The organism is Paenibacillus sp. FSL R10-2734 (genome assembly GCF_037963865.1).
In the GTDB taxonomy this organism is placed as follows: domain Bacteria; phylum Bacillota; class Bacilli; order Paenibacillales; family Paenibacillaceae; genus Paenibacillus_AQ.
Map to the genome: position 1 here is coordinate 2314096 of NZ_CP150170.1, position 16924 is coordinate 2331019.

The 16924-nt window shown below is 43.8% G+C and carries 19 protein-coding genes; 15 read left to right on the forward strand and 4 right to left on the reverse strand.

Annotated elements, in window-relative coordinates:
- The first annotated feature begins 47 nt into the window (after positions 1-47).
- The 6 genes from NSS67_RS10175 to thiI all read left to right on the forward strand — a co-directional run bounded on the left by NSS67_RS10175 (position 48) and on the right by thiI (position 4798).
- On the forward strand, positions 48-545 hold the full coding sequence (locus tag NSS67_RS10175) for a YpuI family protein (protein WP_339319424.1): 498 nt from the start codon (positions 48-50) through the stop codon (positions 543-545).
- 145 nt (positions 546-690) lie between these two features.
- Entirely contained in the window at positions 691-912 is a 222-nt protein-coding gene (locus tag NSS67_RS10180) for a DUF1540 domain-containing protein (RefSeq protein ID WP_076117472.1), read from the forward strand.
- A 12-nt stretch (positions 913-924) separates the two neighbouring features.
- Positions 925-1335: a hypothetical protein gene (locus NSS67_RS10185; RefSeq protein ID WP_339319425.1), complete on the forward strand. Its 411-nt coding sequence runs from the start codon at positions 925-927 to the stop codon at positions 1333-1335.
- Between the two features lie 183 nt (positions 1336-1518).
- Positions 1519-2229, forward strand: a complete 711-nt coding sequence (locus NSS67_RS10190) for a lytic transglycosylase domain-containing protein (RefSeq protein WP_339319426.1) — start codon at positions 1519-1521, stop codon at positions 2227-2229.
- Positions 2230-2356: 127 nt separating this feature from the next.
- Positions 2357-3508, forward strand: coding sequence for a cysteine desulfurase family protein (locus NSS67_RS10195; RefSeq protein WP_339319427.1), 1152 nt, complete (start codon positions 2357-2359; stop codon positions 3506-3508).
- A gap of 3 nt (positions 3509-3511) precedes the next feature.
- Complete coding sequence (gene thiI / locus NSS67_RS10200) at positions 3512-4798, forward strand: tRNA uracil 4-sulfurtransferase ThiI (RefSeq protein WP_339319428.1); 1287 nt, start codon at positions 3512-3514, stop codon at positions 4796-4798.
- 40 nt (positions 4799-4838) lie between these two features.
- Here thiI and NSS67_RS10205 read toward each other — a convergent pair whose 3' ends face one another.
- Entirely contained in the window at positions 4839-5531 is a 693-nt protein-coding gene (locus NSS67_RS10205) for a TerC family protein (protein ID WP_339319429.1), read from the reverse strand.
- Positions 5532-5707: 176 nt separating this feature from the next.
- Here NSS67_RS10205 and NSS67_RS10210 point away from each other — a divergent pair, with 176 nt between their 5' ends.
- The 6 genes from NSS67_RS10210 to NSS67_RS10235 all read left to right on the forward strand — a co-directional run bounded on the left by NSS67_RS10210 (position 5708) and on the right by NSS67_RS10235 (position 11268).
- Entirely contained in the window at positions 5708-6367 is a 660-nt protein-coding gene (locus NSS67_RS10210; RefSeq protein ID WP_339319430.1) for a TerC family protein, read from the forward strand.
- A gap of 188 nt (positions 6368-6555) precedes the next feature.
- Complete coding sequence (locus NSS67_RS10215) at positions 6556-7065, forward strand: hypothetical protein (protein ID WP_339319431.1); 510 nt, start codon at positions 6556-6558, stop codon at positions 7063-7065.
- A 204-nt stretch (positions 7066-7269) separates the two neighbouring features.
- Positions 7270-9111, forward strand: a complete 1842-nt coding sequence (gene typA, locus NSS67_RS10220; RefSeq protein ID WP_339319432.1) for a translational GTPase TypA — start codon at positions 7270-7272, stop codon at positions 9109-9111.
- A 126-nt stretch (positions 9112-9237) separates the two neighbouring features.
- Positions 9238-9534: a YlaH-like family protein gene (locus NSS67_RS10225; RefSeq protein ID WP_339319433.1), complete on the forward strand. Its 297-nt coding sequence runs from the start codon at positions 9238-9240 to the stop codon at positions 9532-9534.
- An 83-nt stretch (positions 9535-9617) separates the two neighbouring features.
- Entirely contained in the window at positions 9618-10715 is a 1098-nt protein-coding gene (locus tag NSS67_RS10230; RefSeq protein WP_339319434.1) for an LCP family protein, read from the forward strand.
- 100 nt (positions 10716-10815) lie between these two features.
- A complete protein-coding gene (locus NSS67_RS10235) occupies positions 10816-11268 on the forward strand; it encodes a pyridoxamine 5'-phosphate oxidase family protein (RefSeq protein ID WP_339319435.1) in 453 nt (150 codons plus the stop codon).
- Between the two features lie 29 nt (positions 11269-11297).
- Here NSS67_RS10235 and NSS67_RS10240 read toward each other — a convergent pair whose 3' ends face one another.
- Positions 11298-11873 carry a YhcN/YlaJ family sporulation lipoprotein gene (locus tag NSS67_RS10240; protein ID WP_339319436.1) on the reverse strand — a complete coding sequence of 192 codons (576 nt, stop codon included), beginning with the start codon at positions 11871-11873 and terminating at the stop codon, positions 11298-11300.
- A 106-nt stretch (positions 11874-11979) separates the two neighbouring features.
- Between NSS67_RS10240 and NSS67_RS10245 the strand changes: the two genes are divergently transcribed.
- Together NSS67_RS10245 and NSS67_RS10250 are read left to right on the forward strand one after the other, a co-directional pair.
- On the forward strand, positions 11980-13311 hold the full coding sequence (locus NSS67_RS10245; RefSeq protein ID WP_339319437.1) for a PhoH family protein: 1332 nt from the start codon (positions 11980-11982) through the stop codon (positions 13309-13311).
- Between the two features lie 512 nt (positions 13312-13823).
- Positions 13824-13988 carry a hypothetical protein gene (locus NSS67_RS10250; RefSeq protein ID WP_339319438.1) on the forward strand — a complete coding sequence of 55 codons (165 nt, stop codon included), beginning with the start codon at positions 13824-13826 and terminating at the stop codon, positions 13986-13988.
- Positions 13989-14115: 127 nt separating this feature from the next.
- Here NSS67_RS10250 and NSS67_RS10255 read toward each other — a convergent pair whose 3' ends face one another.
- Positions 14116-14244, reverse strand: a complete 129-nt coding sequence (locus tag NSS67_RS10255) for a hypothetical protein (protein WP_339319439.1) — start codon at positions 14242-14244, stop codon at positions 14116-14118.
- Between the two features lie 120 nt (positions 14245-14364).
- Between NSS67_RS10255 and NSS67_RS10260 the strand changes: the two genes are divergently transcribed.
- Positions 14365-15591 (forward strand): extracellular solute-binding protein, encoded by a 1227-nt coding sequence (locus NSS67_RS10260; protein WP_339319440.1) that lies wholly within the window; start codon positions 14365-14367, stop codon positions 15589-15591.
- Here the strand turns inward: NSS67_RS10260 and NSS67_RS10265 are convergent.
- Positions 15583-16710 (reverse strand): hypothetical protein, encoded by a 1128-nt coding sequence (locus tag NSS67_RS10265; RefSeq protein ID WP_339319441.1) that lies wholly within the window; start codon positions 16708-16710, stop codon positions 15583-15585. The two genes, NSS67_RS10260 and NSS67_RS10265, sit on opposite strands and share 9 nt — an antisense overlap.
- Positions 16711-16924: the final 214 nt, after the last annotated feature.

The window sequence follows — 16924 nt, forward strand, 5'->3', positions numbered from 1 at the left end:
ACTTTATTGACTACAAGAGCAGGGAATAATAAGGGGGAGCAACCGCCATGTCAGCAGCCAATGTGCAGAAATTATGTGAATCGACGAGAGACAAACTTAAAGATGTAATCGAAAAGATGGAAATTTTCTTGAACGAGCATGCTTTGCCTCAGCTTGTAACTGAAGGTGATGAAGAAACCGTACAATTTTATCAAGGATTTCTGTCCGATGTTCGTCATCTGTTAGTGTTCTCGGAAATGTCTTATGAGAAGCTGGGAGTTGCGTTGCGTCGTGCAACATTTGATGAATCTTTTGCGCAGAAAGCGCTTTATAATGTATATCACTATGGCGTGAATAACTTCTTCTATCCAAAGAATGAAAGCTATTCTGAAGATGGACGTTATGCTTATACTGGACAGGATGCTATCCGTTTCCGTAAAAAGCCAGTTCGTCCGGCGCGTGATATCATTCTAGAAATTACCAAGACTTATGAAGAGCTACGCGATGATCTTACTTATTATGAGAACGACTATTTGACTGAGAAGCGTATGCAAAATCAGGTTTAACAGTTAACTTGCTCGTGTGAAGGATCAGCACTTTGTCACTCTACAATGACAAGGGCTGGTCCTTTTTTGCGTTACATCAACTGGAAACCTGCCTGTCGAATAGGTGGGGAATCGAGCGGACATAATGAAGCCGAGGTGAATAGATATGTCAAGTGTAAAGCCATTAGTTAAATGTAGTGTGAGCAATTGTCATTATTGGGGCGAGCATAATTTATGCCGGGCTGAAGAAATTATTATTGAGATCGACAAGCATGCGGGTAGTGGATTTAAAGAAGAATATGCTGAAGAAATGACGAATGAAGGTCACCACGATCACGTCGCAACATCGTCTGCAACATGCTGTTTAACATTTAAGCCGAACTCTTAGGAGGCCGCCCTAATGGACAGAGAAAAGGATCATGAATCAAGTTCATCCAATGGACAATCCGGACCGAGAAAAATCATTTTGCGTCCGCGCAGAGTGGACTATCCTCGCCGGGACAGAGAACATCAAGAGGAGTATGCCGCAGAGGTGAATCCGGTTCCGATGCAGGTCCGGGATACAACACCACGTGTGAGTGAAACTAAGGAGAACGAAGAGGAATATAGTGGAAGCCAAGTGGTGGGTTATACTGGGCTTGCTATCGGCATTGCCTCTTTGTTTCTTTGGTCCATCTTTCTTGGACCTTTATCAGTTATAGTTGGTTATTATGCATATGCCAAAGAGCAAAAAACGCTTGGGGCATGGGCAATGGGGCTAGGCATTGTATCTACACTTAGTTACTTTGTGATGATTCCCTTTGCTCGCTAACAACGAACTGAAAAGTTTGAACTATAACAGGCTTTTAGACCTAAATATTAGGGTCTGAAGTCTGTTTTTTCATTCCAGCATATAGCAATAATTCCGGATAAAATGTAATATTAAGCCGTAATTCATCGAAATCTAATGCTAGACAAAATATATGATTCAACAGGATAAAAGGAGTGCGCCGGTATGGAGATCAATCCCGCTGTAACCAATGGGTTAGGGCAGCTTAAATGGATAAGCTTAAAGAGTGCAACCGACAAGAGCAGCTCAGCGAATGAAGCTAAAAGGTCGGGAGCGTCAGCCTCTCAATTTGCAACAATGCTCCAAGCTTTGTCTTCTAACTCCTCTAATAGCGGGGATACAAGCTTCTTGACCTCACTTCCGGATGCGTCATCTGTTAGTAGCCTGTTATGGCAGCAGATAGGCGGGACAGCTGAAAGTAACGATAGCGTAATTTCCGGGGAAATAACGGATACTAAACCAACAAGCTATGAGGATTTGATTCAAACGGCGAGTGCTAAATATGGAGTGCCTGTTGATTTGATAAAAGCTGTAATTGATACGGAATCTTCATTTAATCCAAACGTTGTCTCATCGGCAGGCGCTAAAGGATTAATGCAGCTAATGGATGGAACAGCGAACGGTTTAGGGGTTTCAAATTCGTTCGACCCGGCCCAAAATATTGATGGTGGCGTACGCTACTTATCTTATCAACTAAAGCGTTATGGTGGACAGGAACAGATGGCATTAGCAGCATATAACGCTGGCCCAGGACGGGTAAATAAGCTTGGGGTAAGCAATGATCAGGAATTATTGGAGAAGCTTACACTGCTTCCAAAAGAGACGCAGTCTTATCTCTCTAAAATAGAACGCGCTCGCGCGCAATACGCTGTATAATATAAAGGATCAAATGGGAAACCCTTAAACCACATGGCTGGGATATGGGATCACCGTTTGATCCTTTTTCGAAATATAAGAAAGTGAATTTTTTGCATTTTAACGAAGTAAAGGAGACCATCGATATATGCTTTACTGGGATTATGCCGCTGCTACGCCACCCTATGAAGATGTGGTGAAGACGATGGAACAAATTATGAAGCTGCACTATGCTAACCCGTCCTCCTTGCACCGTGCCGGCAGCGAAGCGGCTAAGCTGATCAGGCGCTCACGAGAAGTATGCGCAGCCGCGTTATCTGTACAGCCACAGGAGATACTATTTACTTCTGGGGCTACGGAGAGCAATAATTTAGCAATTAAAGGCGCTGCTCTGCAGTATCAGTCAAGAGGACGTCATCTGATAACTACGGAAATAGAGCATCCCTCTGTGTATGAAAGTTGTCTGCAGCTGCAGCGAAATGGCTGGGAGATTACTTTTATAGCGCCAGATAGTACTGGAATGATTGATCCTGAGCGAGTAGCTGCTGCAGTGCGGCGTGATACAGTTCTCGTAAGCGTGATGCATGTGAATAATGAGATTGGAACGGTGCAGCCACTGCTGGAGATTGGCAGGCTGATTAAATCCGTAAACCCACGAGCTCTGTTTCATGTAGACGGTGTTCAGGGATATGGCAAGCTTGCTGTTGATCTTAAAGAATGGAAAGTGGATCTCTACAGCTTGTCTCCTCACAAAATTCGAGGCCCACGTGGAGCGGGGCTTCTCTATATTAAAGAAGGAATCCAGCTTTTCCCACTACTTACTGGCGGTTCTCACGAAGATAGTCAACGTGCTGGAACCGAGAATGTACCTGCGATTGTCGCGTCTTCTAAAGCTGTGCGGATGAGTGGTGAGCAGCGTGAAGCCTTCTGTGCCCGAGTGCTTCCACTTCGAGATCGACTGTTAAGCTTCTTGCACAGTGTTCCTGAATTTGTTATAAACAGCAGGGAGGATGGAGCCCCTCATATTGTGCATTTCTCATACCCTGGTATGAAGGGGGAAGTGTTTGCTCGTAAACTGGAGGAACTGGGGATGGCTGTTTCTACCCGATCGGCCTGCTCCTCTCGACTGGCTGAACCTAGTCGTGTTCTATTGTCTATGGGTAAAGATGTCTCTATAGCTTCAGGTGGCATCCGAATCAGTTTTGGTGATAGTCACACCGAAGAAGATGTCGCGGCACTTGAGAAAGCACTAACTGCTGCGGTACGAGCTTTAAAGATTGCTGAAGGAGGATTGAAGTAACTAATGAATGTGATGAATCAGGAATCTGCTAAAGGCAGTGCCAATAGTATAAATTACGCCGATATGCTGCTCTTGCGTTTCGGGGAGTTTACTTTAAAGGGAAAGAATCGCGCCCGATTTGAGAAAACGGTATTACGTCATGTGCAAGAAATGATTAAGCCTTATCCAAAGGTGGTTCTAGCCAAGGAATTCGGAAGAATTTATGTGGAGCTGAATGGAGAACCTGCTGCCAGTTTGGTAGAAGCACTCAAGAACGTATTCGGTATTGCTTCTGTCAGTCCGGTGAAGGTGGCTAAGTCAGAGCTTGAAGATATTGTGGCAGTCAGCCGTCATTTTTTGGAGATCATCGCTCCTGCACCGGGTACTACATTTAAGGTAAATGCAAGGCGGGTATGGAAGGGATTCCCCTATGGCTCCATGGAGATGAATAAGCTAGTCTCGACACCGCTACTGCAAGGCTATTCCGGACTTATTGTGGATGTAAAGTCACCTCAACTGGAGCTGAAGGTCGAAATTCGTCAAGGTCATACTTATATATTCTGCGAAAATATTGCTGGTGTTGGCGGATTTCCGCTAGGCACGAATGGAAAAGCGATGTTATTGCTGTCTGGAGGCATTGATAGCCCTGTAGCTGGTTGGTCATCCATGCGTCGTGGACTCGAGGTGGAGTGCGTACACTTCTATAGTTATCCTTATACGAGTGAGCTCGCTCGGCAAAAAGTGGTTGATCTTACACGGGTATTGTCACGATATGCGGGAGTCATCAAGCTGCATTTAGTACCCTTTACAGAGGTGCAGACGTCGTTTACTGGGATAGGTCAGGATAATCTGATTATTACGCTGATGCGGAGAGCGATGCTGAGGATTACTACACAGCTTGCTGAACGTGAGGGGGCCCTTGCGATCGTAACCGGTGAAAGTCTAGGGCAGGTAGCTAGTCAGACGTTACCAAGCATGAATGTGATCGGACGGGCTACATCACTTCCTCTTTTGCGTCCGCTGGTAATGATGGACAAAAGTGATATCGTGGAGCTGTCTAAGAATATCGGCACCTATGAGTTATCTATCCTTCCTTATGAGGATTGCTGTACTTTATTTGTACCGAAATCACCTACAACGAACCCGAATTTACGGATTGTAGATAAGATTGAAGCTACGCTGCCTGGATATTCTGAATTGCTGGACGCAGCGATTGAAGCCACTGAGACTGTCTTGATCACTCCGTATGGAGATGAGAAGCCTAGAGATGGAGTAAGTGCTCAGGCTGGATTACAGGAAGAATGGTTCTAATATTATAGACAAAAAAAGCTGTCTCATTCGTAGCAATATCCTACGGTTGAGGCAGCTTTTTTGACTTTTTATGGCCTGATTGGCGTCTCCAATGTCCCCCCATTAAGATGGCAACGATGATCACGAATATAAACAGAGCTTTCAATAGTGGGTGTTGGTTAAAGAAAGGTGCTAGCTGCTGTTCATCTGTAATCATGCTTGACGCTGTAAACCCTAAGACTGCTGAACCAATATAAATGATCCATGGATATTTGTTGATTATTTTTATAAAAAGAGTACTTCCCCAGACCACGATCGGAACGCTGATCAGCAGTCCTATGACAACTAGAGAGATATTGTGTTTAGCAACTCCCGCAATGGCGATGACATTATCCAGTCCCATTGCAGCATCGGCTAGAATGATCGTACCCACAGCAGACCAGAGGTTTTGCCCAGCCTTGATATTCGCTGAATTGTTCTCATCTGTTAACAGCTTATAGGCAATCAGAATAAGTAAAATTCCACCTGCTAGCAGTAACCAGGGGATTTTCAAAAGCCATACGACCAGAATCGTTGCGATAATCCGTAATACTACGGCACCTGCTGTCCCGAGCACGATAGCTTTTTTTTGGGTACTGGTTGGTAAATTACGCGCTGCAAGTCCGATAACTATAGCATTGTCTCCGGCAAGAATGAGATCTAGAAAGATAATATTAAGCAGCGATAATACAAACTCCCAGATGGTTGTATTCAAGCGTAGTCACCCCTAAAGTTTGTTCAGATTAGCACAAAGTAAGATGTGCTTAGTTTTGTATACGCAAAAAAAGGAGCATACATGCTTTCATTCTCAAAAAAAAGTTGGACAGGAAGCATAGCTTGTCACTTCCGAACATACATGTAGTTACATGTGATTCGGGGAGGTATAAGAGAATGGAATCATTATTGCTCCTTGGTGAAATATTGATGATCAATCTTGTACTAAGTGGAGATAATGCAATGATCATCGCAATGGCCAGTAAGGACCTTCCGGAGAAGCACCGGAGGACTGCGGTATGGTGGGGAGCTGCGGGAGCTGTTATTCTGCGCTGCGCGCTTACTTTTGTAGCTGTATTACTTTTGAAAATCCCTTACATTCAAGCTGGAGGAGGGATTCTGCTATTGTGGATTGCCTTCAAGCTGCTGCTTGAAGAAGAGGAGGATCTCAGGGTTACGGAATCTTCTTCTGTATGGAAGGCTATCCGAACGATTCTCGTGGCTGATTTTATTATGAGTATGGACAATGTACTGGCAATTGCCGGTATAGCCAAAGGAGACTTGTCATTAATTGTAATCGGGATCGCACTCAGCATTCCGATTGTAGTATGGGGAAGTAGCCTCATTGTAGGCTGGCTGCATAGATTTCCGTTGCTCGTATTTATCGGTGCGTATATTTTGGCCTTTACAGCTGGTGATATGATGCTTCAGGATGCAAAACTAGGGACAATGTTATCCTTTTTGCTCCCATCCACGCATTCCATACTGCCGATTGCTTTAGGAATATTAGTGGTTGTTACGGGCGCCGTTAAACGCAGAACAACATCTGTAGGTTAATAAATTGCAATAAAAGGCAATACTAAACGGACATCTCCATAAATTGGAATTGTTCGTTTTTTGATTTGTACAGTGATGGCGTTTTTTGTATATTTCAGATAATATATGAACTAAGAATCCTGTCGTTTTTAGTTGTATGAGATGACAAGGTAGTGAGGTAGACGTGAATTTGAAGGGATGGGTGAAGGATGTCTTCCAAGAATGACATAAAACTAGGAATATTCATTGTAGCTGCTGGCATCGTGATTTTATTCGGTAAGCTGGGGGTCTTCGGATTTTTGGGACGTGCCCTTTGGCCTCTAGTGATTTTACTTCTAGGATTGGCTCTACATATGTTATTTTTTAGCCGCCGCGCTTCGGCGACGGTATTGATTCCCGGGGGGATATTAACGGTATATGGTTTATTGTTTGGTCTTTGCAATATATGGGGATGGGGTCTTATGAAATATTTATGGCCTGTGCTTCTGCTCGGCATTGCCGTAGGTCTGTATGAATATTCCATCAATTCTCCAAGACGGACAGGGGGACTGTCTGCGATTGCTGTTATATTAGGCGTTCTAAGCATAGCGTTTTGTATTTTCAGTCTCATGGGTACGGGTGTGATCTATCTAATTGGTATTGTATTCATCGCTGCAGGGATTTGGCTGATTACTGGACGGGGCAGAACACGTGGCAGGAATAGATGGAATCGAAGCTAGTTCATGTTTCATCCTAAAAAAAAAACGAAAATTGGAAACTGTTTTTTCATAAAAAGACTTGCTTTTCATAGTGCTTTCACTATAATATTAATGTTATGTTGAAGCGTCGGCTTTATGCCGGGCGCTTCTTTTGTGAGACTGCCGTGACATGCTATGAATTTTAACAGTTTTAATTTGATAAATGAGAGGATTTGGATACAAATCATGCATTCAAGAAAAGATATTCGCAACATTGCGATCATTGCCCACGTTGACCATGGCAAAACAACACTCGTCGATCAGCTTCTTCAGCAATCGGGGATCTTCAGCGCACACGAGCACCTACAAGAACGTGCCATGGACTCTAACGATATCGAGCGGGAACGCGGAATTACAATCCTAGCTAAAAATACAGCAATTACCTATAAAGATTTCCTTATCAACATTGTAGATACTCCTGGCCATGCTGACTTCGGTGGCGAAGTAGAACGGATTATGAAGATGGTTGACGGCGTTCTGCTTGTTGTTGATGCTTATGAAGGTTGTATGCCACAAACGAAGTTCGTACTTCGTAAGGCATTGGAACAAAAGCTGACTCCAATCGTTGTAGTAAACAAGATTGACCGTCCAGCTGCTCGTCCGAAGGAAGTAATTGATGAAGTACTTGATTTGTTCATCGAGCTTGAAGCAAGTGACGAACAATTGGAATTCCCGGTTGTTTATGCATCTGCTCTTAACGGAACATCAAGCATGGTTCCTGAGAAGCAAGATGAGACAATGCTTTCACTTTACGAAACAATCGTTGAGCATATCCCAGCTCCAACTGAAAGTGTAGAAGAGCCGCTTCAATTCCTCGTAACGTTGATGGATTATAACGAATACTTGGGTCGTATTGCTATTGGCCGTGTAAACCGCGGTGTGATCAAACAAGGTCAATCTGTAACTGTAATTATGCGTGACGGTAAGAGTAAAACCGCACGTATTGAGAAATTGTTCGGCTTCCAAGGTTTGAAACGTATTGAAACAGAAGAAGCGGGCGCAGGGGATATCGTTGCTATCGCAGGGATCAAGGACATCAACATTGGTGAGACCATTGCTGATCCAGCGAATCCAGAAGCGCTGCCAGTTCTTAAGATCGACGAGCCAACTATGCAAATGACTTTCCTTGTAAATAACAGTCCTTTTGCTGGTAAAGAAGGTAAATGGGTAACTTCCCGTAAGCTTCGTGAGCGTCTCTTTAAAGAACTTGAGACAGATGTGAGTTTGCGTGTGGAAGAAACTGATAGTCCTGATGCATTTATCGTTTCTGGACGCGGTGAGCTTCACCTTGGTATTCTGATCGAGAATATGCGTCGTGAAGGTTATGAAATGCAAGTTTCTAAACCACAAGTAATCATTAAAGAAATCGATGGTGTTAAATCGGAGCCACTTGAGCGTCTTATGATTGACATTCCAGAAGAAAGCATGGGCTCTGTTATGGAAAGTCTGGGCACTCGCAAAGCCGAAATGGTCAACATGATTAACAACGGTACGGGTCAAGTACGTCTGGAGTTCCTGATTCCTGCACGTGGTTTGATTGGTTACAACACGTACTTCTTGACTTTGACACGCGGTTACGGCGTTATGAACCATGCTTTTGACAGCTACGCTCCACTGGTTGCTGGTCAAGTTGGCGGACGTCATCAAGGTGTGCTTGTAGCAAGTGAGACTGGATCAACAACACAATATGGAATAGTTGGCGTTGAGGATCGTGGTATTCTCTTCTTGGATGCAGGTACAGAAATTTATGAAGGTATGATCGTAGGCGAGCATACCCGTGATAACGATATTATCGTTAACATCTGTAGAGAAAAAGCACTTACCAACATGCGTACCTCCGGTAAGGATGATACTGTAAAAATGAAGACACCACGTACCTTCTCTTTGGAAGGCGCACTTGAATATTTGAATGATGATGAATACTGTGAAATCACACCTAAATCCATTCGTCTGCGCAAAAAGATTCTGAACAAAGGCGAACGCGAACGTGTGGAGAAGCAGCGTAAAATGGCACAAGCAAACGCGTAAGATCAACATAGCATAGTAAAGAGCCGTCGGAGGTTTAACTTTCGGCGGTTTTTTTTATAACAAAAACTTCCCTTACTGATGATATAATGTAAACGTATCTTAAATTTGGGAGGAGTGTTATTAGCTATGCAGGTCTGGTTTGCTGATCATCCAATTATCGCTTATATTGTTATTTTTATATTGCTTACGTTTGTTTACAACCAGGTATTTCGTGTGAATCAAAAATTATCGATTGGCAAAGAGATCATGTTGTACATAATGATGGCGATTGGCTCCGGAATGCTCCTTATTTTCCAGCACGATAAACTTCCGATTATCCAATGCCTGCTTGTTGCTGTCGGATTAATGCTGATGGTAAGGATACGTTATATCGTAGAAGCCCGACAGAAGAGAAAGGCTGCAGCTGCAGCAAAAAGACAGTAAACGAAACTTTTACTGCTTATGGAACGTCTATTTAAGAGTAGCCATTATAATTCCAAATGAAATGAAGAGGACTTTATTCTACTATGAGTACACGAAACAGCAGTTTACCTCCAAGAGCAAGTGGTCAACAACCTAATAATAGAAAACAGCCTGTAAAGGGTGCTCCTAAGAAAAAAAAGAAGAAACCGCAAAAGAGAGGCTTTTTTGGCAGATTAGTTAGAATCTTATTGACCTTGCTCATTGTTGCGATTCTTGGCGTATTGGGCTATGGGGGCTATCTGTATTGGAAGCTTGAGAATGGTGTTTTTAATGCAGGTGTTAAAGGAACGGTTGCCCCAGGACATTCAGCTACAGAAAAGCCACTGACGATGCTTATACTGGGTACGGATAATAGACCTAAGCATGAATCTAGATTGACAGACGTTATTATGGTTGCAACACTTAATCCTAAGACAAAATCAGCAACCATTGTCTCCCTTCCACGCGATACCTTAGTTGAGCTCAATGGATACAAGAAAACGAAGATTAACGAATTCTATGCTCGCTTCAAGGGTAAGGAGAAATCCTCTGGCATTTTGGCAGAAGATGAGATGAAGACGATGATGAGTAAATATCTAGACATTGACGTAAATTATACAACGATTCTGGATTTTCAAGGCTTCCGTGATGTGGTAGACGAGCTTGGCGGAGTCAAAGTTAACATTAGCGAAAATATGTGTTATACAGACACCGTAGACGGTACGAATATCAATCTGAAAAAAGGTCCAGCAGAGCTTGATGGAGATAAGGCGCTAGATTATGTGCGATACCGTAAGTCTAATTGTAAGCCTAAGACTAAGGGCTCTGATGATTTTGATCGGAACAAACGCCAGAATGAGGTCCTTCATTCTCTGGTAGATCAGATGCAATCGCTTGGTGGCGTATTAAAAATTGGTAAGGTGCTTGACGCAGTGGGCAATAACATGAAGACTGATATCGAGAATTCGCAAATTAAAGACATGATTGCGACTTATTGGAAGATTTCCAAAGAGAATATCGAATTCAAGCCCGTGACTGGAACGTGGCGAAGTCCGTATGTATATATTAATAATGAGGAACTTGACGCTGCCAAGAAAAGCCTACAGGATCGGTTAGCAGGAGTTTCTGCTACCTCCGCTTCGGAATCCAATGAGACGCCTTAAAGACCTTAATAACACTTCTTCTAAAATTGAATGCAAGTTTCAGCCTGTGCTATAATATAATAAATCGAATGAATTTACGCCGCATAGGGGGCCAGTACTTATGTCCGAAGCCGTTGCTCAGCTAAATGAAACCTTGCTATCGATGCTGCAATCGGAAACTTTTGTTCTTCTCAACACAGTTGATGCGGAATCAGGAGGTCCTACGTCCACGGCTATTTCGTGGATTTATGCAGTTAGTCCTAGTACTGTGCGTCTGGCTGTAGATCATCGTTCCAGACTCGTGAACAACATGAAGCTTAACCCGTTAGTGACCATTACTGTGTTTGGTGAGGGTACTGTCCATGCCGTTAACGGCAGTGCCGTTGTTAGGCAGGATCCACTTCAGGATGTGCCTTTCAAGATGTGCTGTTTTGATGTTGAAATAATGGCGGTGCGTAACGCGCTTTTTTACGGCGCGCAGCTTGAATCCGCCCCAAGATATGCAAAGGTTTATGATGGACGTGCCGCTGAGAAGCTGGACGGACAAGTATTTGCTGCCATGAAAAAAGCCTAGTGAGAATATCACTGGGCTTTTTTTGTCCTCTACTGAGCATTTTTAATCGGCTTAGTATCCTCTGGCAACTGCGGCATGATTCGTCCGATGATATCAGCCAGTTCGGATGAGAATCCGGAAATCGGATGTCCCTCAGAGATATGGCGGCTCATTTCCGCTAATCTGCTTGAGAGATCCATATCGGCTGTGACCAAGGCCCGTACACTTCTTGGATCTTTGCGGATCGCTTCTGCCACTGAATATTTAATGCTTCCTACACGTGACCGACCTAGAGAACCTTCTACGTCAAGACCTACAATGGCAACCTTGTTCATAACTACACAATGTGCGCCATTCACACCGGGAACTCTTTTGGCCAACTGTTCAAAATGGTCTTTAAGTGCAATTTCACTTTCACCCTTAACACTGACGGCTTGACCAGCTTTTGAGGTGGCTTTAGGATTAGTCGCACCATCATTGGACAATTGCCGAACCTCATGGTTCCCCGTATCCTTTACAGCATTCGCAGATTGTTTATTCTGAGGAGAGGGTGATGTCTTTTTATTAGCGATACCGCAGCTTGTCAGTAGCAGCAGTACCAGCAACAGACATATTGATTTTCTCATATGTGCTTACTCCTTTCAGCCAAAGATCGTTTCTGTATCTTATCTTTTCCCTTGGCGGAAAGAGTTATGTATGATCAATCAAACCAGGCGCTGTGGAGGGGATAATATGAACAAAATATTTGTGCTAGATACCAACGTGCTTTTGCACGACCCCAATTCGATTTTCTCTTTCAAGGAGCATGAGGTGGTTATTCCGGCGGTTGTGCTGGAAGAAATCGACTCCAAGAAGCGCAATGCTGACGAAATCGGTCGGAATGCCCGCACGGTTTCCCGATTGCTTGATGGACTTCGTGAACTAGGTCATTTGCATAGTGGTGTGGAACTGGAGCATGGAGGCAAGCTGAAGGTAGAACTTAACCATCGCAGTTTTGTGAAGGTACAGGAAATGTTTGGCGAGGTATCTAACGACAATCGGATTTTGGCTGTAGCTCTCAATTATTTAATTGAAGAGAAAGAGAAGCCTGATCCGCGTCCCGTAGTGCTTGTGAGTAAGGATGTGCTGGTACGTATTAAAGCGGATGTGCTAGGAATTACGCCAGAGGATTATTTGTCAGATCGTACTGGAGATTTAAATGAATTATACACTGGTTACCAATCTCTGCAGGTTCATCCGGCATTGATTGATGAATATTACAGTCACCGTTCTTTAACGGTTAAACAGCTCGCGTTGTCGTATCCGCTCTATCCTCATGAATTTGTAATTCTAAAGGATGAGATTGGCAGCGGCAAATCGGCTCTTCTCAAAGTAAATAGTGATGCAACCCGTCTGGAGCCGCTCTATTTGGGCAATGATTCGGTTTGGGGGATCAGCGCCCGAAATGCTCAACAACGAATGGCATTGGAGCTACTTCTAAATGATGAGATCCCACTTGTGACGATTACAGGTAAGGCAGGAACCGGAAAGACGTTATTGGCGCTTGCCGCCGGACTATTCAAAGTTGAGGATGAACATAAATACAAGAAATTGCTTATTGCCCGTCCGGTGGTGCCTATGGGTAAGGATATCGGTTATTTGCCCGGAGAAAAGGATGAGAAGCTCAGACCCTGGATGCAGCCTATTTATGATAATCTGGAGTTTCTGTTCGATACCAAAAAAGCTGGAGATATTGATAAAATATTAATGGGCCTAGGCAGTATACAGGTAGAAGCCTTAACTTATATTCGTGGACGTTCAATCCCTTCACAGTTCATTATTATTGATGAGGCTCAGAACCTTTCCCGTCATGAGGTGAAGACTATCGTCTCCAGAGCGGGTGAAGGAAGTAAGGTTATTCTTATGGGCGATCCGGAGCAAATCGATCATCCATATCTGGATGCTGCGAGCAATGGACTTAGTTATATCGTCGAGAAGTTTAAGCAGCAAGGGATTAGCGGACATATTACTTTGGAAAAAGGTGAGCGTTCCCGTCTGGCCCAACTGGCCGCGGACCTACTCTAACCAACTTTCAATGTCAGCCGGGAGAAGCATAACTCCCGGCTTTTTCCTGCCCGTCTCAGTAATTTTGCAAAGAAAACGCGCCAAATAACCATAATAGGTGCATTTCGGTCCGAAAACAAACTACCACCAATGGGTTCGGACCGTATGGCTCTTATTTGTGCAAATATCGGGTTTTTGGCTCATTATCGGACTCAGATACAGTTATTGGCTCAAAAACACATCATTAAGGCACAGTTTTCGATCAATAAGAGCAATGCAGTCCGGAACTCGGGGAAAACGCACCAAATAACCATAATAGGTGCATTTCGGTCCGAAAACAAACTACTACCAATGGGTGCGGACCGTATGGCTCTTATTTGTGCTAATATTGGGTTTTCGGCTTATTATCGGACTCAGATGCAGAGGAATTAATGGTGGCGGTGGTGATTAAAGCCATGGTAAGAAAGTTTGGAACTGTAGAAGCGGAGCGTTCGCCCGAAAGCTTTCCGTAGGAAAGCTAGCATCGAAAGCAAATGCTTATCCTCGGATTTCAACCGCAATATGCGGTAATTAAATCAGGAAATCTGAGGATAACAGCGATCGGAAGTCCAAAGCTTTCTGGTAATGGCGAATGGATCACCGAACTTGGCTATGGACCTACTCTGACCAACTTTCAATCTCAGCCGAGAGAAGCATAACCTCCCGGCTTTTTCCTGCCCGCCCCAGAAACGGCGGAGGAATTTAGTAGGTTGGTTGCGGTGATTAGAGCCATGGAAAGAATGTTTGGAACTGTAGAAGCGAAGCGTTCGCCTTTATCCTCGGTTTTCAACCGCAATATGCGGTAATTAAATCAGGAAATCTGAGGATAACAGCGATCGGAAGTCCAAAGCTTTCTTGTAATGGCGGCTGAATCACCGGACTTGGAGCGTCCTTCGCACTCAAAGAACCATGCACGAATAAACTCCTCCGTTCGTTTCCCCATATAATAGAAAGAGAACGTTTTCACATTCTAAAGACAAGCGGCAGTGGGTTTGGTAAAATAGGGGATAGGAATCATGGGGAAGGTGGGAAATCGTGCTGAAACGCAAAAATTATTGGCTGCTTTTTGCAATTTTACTACTATCGCTGACAAGCTTGTCGCCCAGTATGGAATTGAGTACCAATAACGACCCACATCCTATGAAAAAGCCGCAAAGTCAGTCGACAAATCCTTCTTCAGGGGAAGAGGGAACTATAGATAGCCTGCACATAACGGTATCACTAAACAGTGAGGAATTCAGTGAGCTGGAGCTTTTAAGCGATCGTTATACCCTAGAAAGCGGAGTGAAGGTAATTTTAAGAAATATTGATAGCGAGGATGCAGATGAAGTTTTGAAGCATGATCTAACCATCGGGGACAGCCCAGATATTGTCATGGCGGATGGACGAAGTATTCTCGACTGGGCTACACGTGGATATTTATTGCCGGTGGATGTTTATCAGAGTATTCCAGGGAGTGCGCCGTTAACTCAGCTGATCCCATGGATGCAATGGAACGGATATAATTGGGGAGTGCCGCTGGATATAGACCCTTATGTACTTGTTTATTCACCACAGCGACTTGCGGAGCTGGGGTTCAACACCTTGCCAAGAAGTCTGGAACAGTGGAACACACTGCTTCAAAATGTGCTAAAGGAGCAAGGGGAATATTTACTGGCGATGGATACCCGTAATCCATATGGATTGTCGGCGGTAATGGAGAGTATGAACAGCAGCTTGCTATCTGATAATGAAGAAGTGATGAATTGGACTCAGAATGCGCGTAGTTATTTTTACCTTACCAGTCGATATAATAAGGATGTCTGGGATATGATTCAGGGAGGAAGCGTTGCTGTTGCTGCCCTACCACTATCAGAGTGGCAGAAACATGGAAATTCAACTTTAGTGGCTGAAGCGCCACTGACTGCAAATAACGGGAGAGGCCTTGAATCCTATTACAGCCGTTCTTTTGCACTTCCGGCTCAATCCCAAAGTCCAAAGGAAGCCGTGAATTGGTTGACGTTTATCACCTCTGAGGATTCTCAGATGGATTGGCTGGAGAATACGGAGAGCTTGCCTGCACTGGATATCCTCTATCGTTCGGAGCATGACTTCAAATATAAGCTTCCTTTCGAAGTCGAACTATTGCTGACAGAAGAAACCGCCCCGGGGGTTGAATCCCAAGGCGGCTGGAGTAAGATTGTTGAAGCGGTATCCTTACTACTTACAGGAAAAATTGATGCGGTAGGGTACAAAGACTTCATAAAAGAAGGCTTAGAATGAGATAGAAAGTTTAACTTGCAGGATGCCCTCTTTACTATCTACTTCTGTGGCACGTAGGAAAGAAACGATTTTTCCAGGATAAAAGCCTAAATCGAATTCTTCCTCAAGTGTCTTTCTAGTAGTGTCAGGTAATTCGAGACCATTAAATACAACTTGATCTACTTGGAATATAAGTCCATTGATTGGTTCTTGCTGAATTATATAATGACCGGTTAGTGAAAGGGCTAGAGCCCCGCTTTTTCCAGTGGCAGTAATTGTTCCGTCATTGAAATGAAAAGCGAAATCGTTAAATAGCGTATTCTGGGACTGAAGAAATTCGTTTAGATCCTCTTCCTTCAGATTCAAGACATAAGTCACCCCCTTGCGAGTAAGCACTCCCTCTCGATTCTGAACAAACTGAGGTAATTTATTCATTGCAGAAGATAACGCCTTGAAGTAGGTCTTAACCTCGCGCAAGCCAATATTCTCCCAATATAATGTGAATTCTTGAAGTAGAGCACTCATATTATCAGGATCACTACTGTCTTTAATCCCACCTTCAATTTCTTTGTTGAGCGCGGCTACCCGAATTTTCTGTTCCTCCAGAGCGGTTCGCAGCTGTGCAAGATCCTTCGAGCTGCGCTGTGCAGCTTGGAGGGTCTTTTTTAGATCACTATACTGTTCTTCGTATTGCGTGAGAATTTTGCGGTCATTTCCGATAATAATCTCATAATAATCGAATAGAGCCATGAACCTGCTAATGCTTTTCGCGGAAAGAAACGCGGACAAGAGACCATCTCTATCACCCATATAATAAGAACGCACGATTGCACCTGCACGCTCTTGTTGGTCCGCAATGGCTGATTGCTTCTGGGATGCCTGTTCTTCGAGGTATTCTACCTTTTGTTCAAGCTCTTTTTGATCGGCTGTAATCTTGATGATTTCACGTTCGATTTCTGCGGAAGACAAGGTTTGTTCCAGCAATTTACGGGTTTCTTCATTATTTGGTATAGAAGAATCGAAAAAAGAACCACTAGGATCGGCAGACAGGTACACCGTAGATTGTAACGGGAACAATGTACAGCAGAAGAGAATTAGTATGGTTGCCATCATGCGGCTTTGGGAATTACGGGAGCGCACCACACCACCACCTTTTTTTGAAATATGAGATTTTTTCTTGAAATGATATATGTATGTACTAATAATATGTTTAACCCTTCTAAAATAGCATACAAACAAAAATATCCCCACAAAGTGAGGCTATCCTTCGATGAGTACTCAGGTACTTTGTAGGGACCCCATATATATACTAACTGATAAACAAAAAAACGGAAGTGATCCTTATTAGATAAGG

Excerpts from the sequence above, each read along its gene's own strand:
- NSS67_RS10175 (WP_339319424.1), top strand. The coding sequence starts at position 48 with ATGTCAGCAGCCAATGTGCAGAAATTATGTGAATCGACGAGAGACAAA.
- NSS67_RS10180 (WP_076117472.1), top strand. The coding sequence starts at position 691 with ATGTCAAGTGTAAAGCCATTAGTTAAATGTAGTGTGAGCAATTGTCAT.
- NSS67_RS10185 (WP_339319425.1), top strand. The coding sequence starts at position 925 with ATGGACAGAGAAAAGGATCATGAATCAAGTTCATCCAATGGACAATCC.
- NSS67_RS10190 (WP_339319426.1), top strand. The coding sequence starts at position 1,519 with ATGGAGATCAATCCCGCTGTAACCAATGGGTTAGGGCAGCTTAAATGG.
- NSS67_RS10195 (WP_339319427.1), top strand. The coding sequence starts at position 2,357 with ATGCTTTACTGGGATTATGCCGCTGCTACGCCACCCTATGAAGATGTG.
- thiI (WP_339319428.1), top strand. The coding sequence starts at position 3,512 with ATGAATGTGATGAATCAGGAATCTGCTAAAGGCAGTGCCAATAGTATA.
- NSS67_RS10210 (WP_339319430.1), top strand. The coding sequence starts at position 5,708 with ATGGAATCATTATTGCTCCTTGGTGAAATATTGATGATCAATCTTGTA.
- NSS67_RS10215 (WP_339319431.1), top strand. The coding sequence starts at position 6,556 with ATGTCTTCCAAGAATGACATAAAACTAGGAATATTCATTGTAGCTGCT.
- typA (WP_339319432.1), top strand. The coding sequence starts at position 7,270 with ATGCATTCAAGAAAAGATATTCGCAACATTGCGATCATTGCCCACGTT.
- NSS67_RS10225 (WP_339319433.1), top strand. The coding sequence starts at position 9,238 with ATGCAGGTCTGGTTTGCTGATCATCCAATTATCGCTTATATTGTTATT.
- NSS67_RS10230 (WP_339319434.1), top strand. The coding sequence starts at position 9,618 with ATGAGTACACGAAACAGCAGTTTACCTCCAAGAGCAAGTGGTCAACAA.
- NSS67_RS10235 (WP_339319435.1), top strand. The coding sequence starts at position 10,816 with ATGTCCGAAGCCGTTGCTCAGCTAAATGAAACCTTGCTATCGATGCTG.
- NSS67_RS10240 (WP_339319436.1), bottom strand. The coding sequence starts at position 11,873 with ATGAGAAAATCAATATGTCTGTTGCTGGTACTGCTGCTACTGACAAGC.
- NSS67_RS10245 (WP_339319437.1), top strand. The coding sequence starts at position 11,980 with ATGAACAAAATATTTGTGCTAGATACCAACGTGCTTTTGCACGACCCC.
- NSS67_RS10250 (WP_339319438.1), top strand. The coding sequence starts at position 13,824 with ATGCTTATCCTCGGATTTCAACCGCAATATGCGGTAATTAAATCAGGA.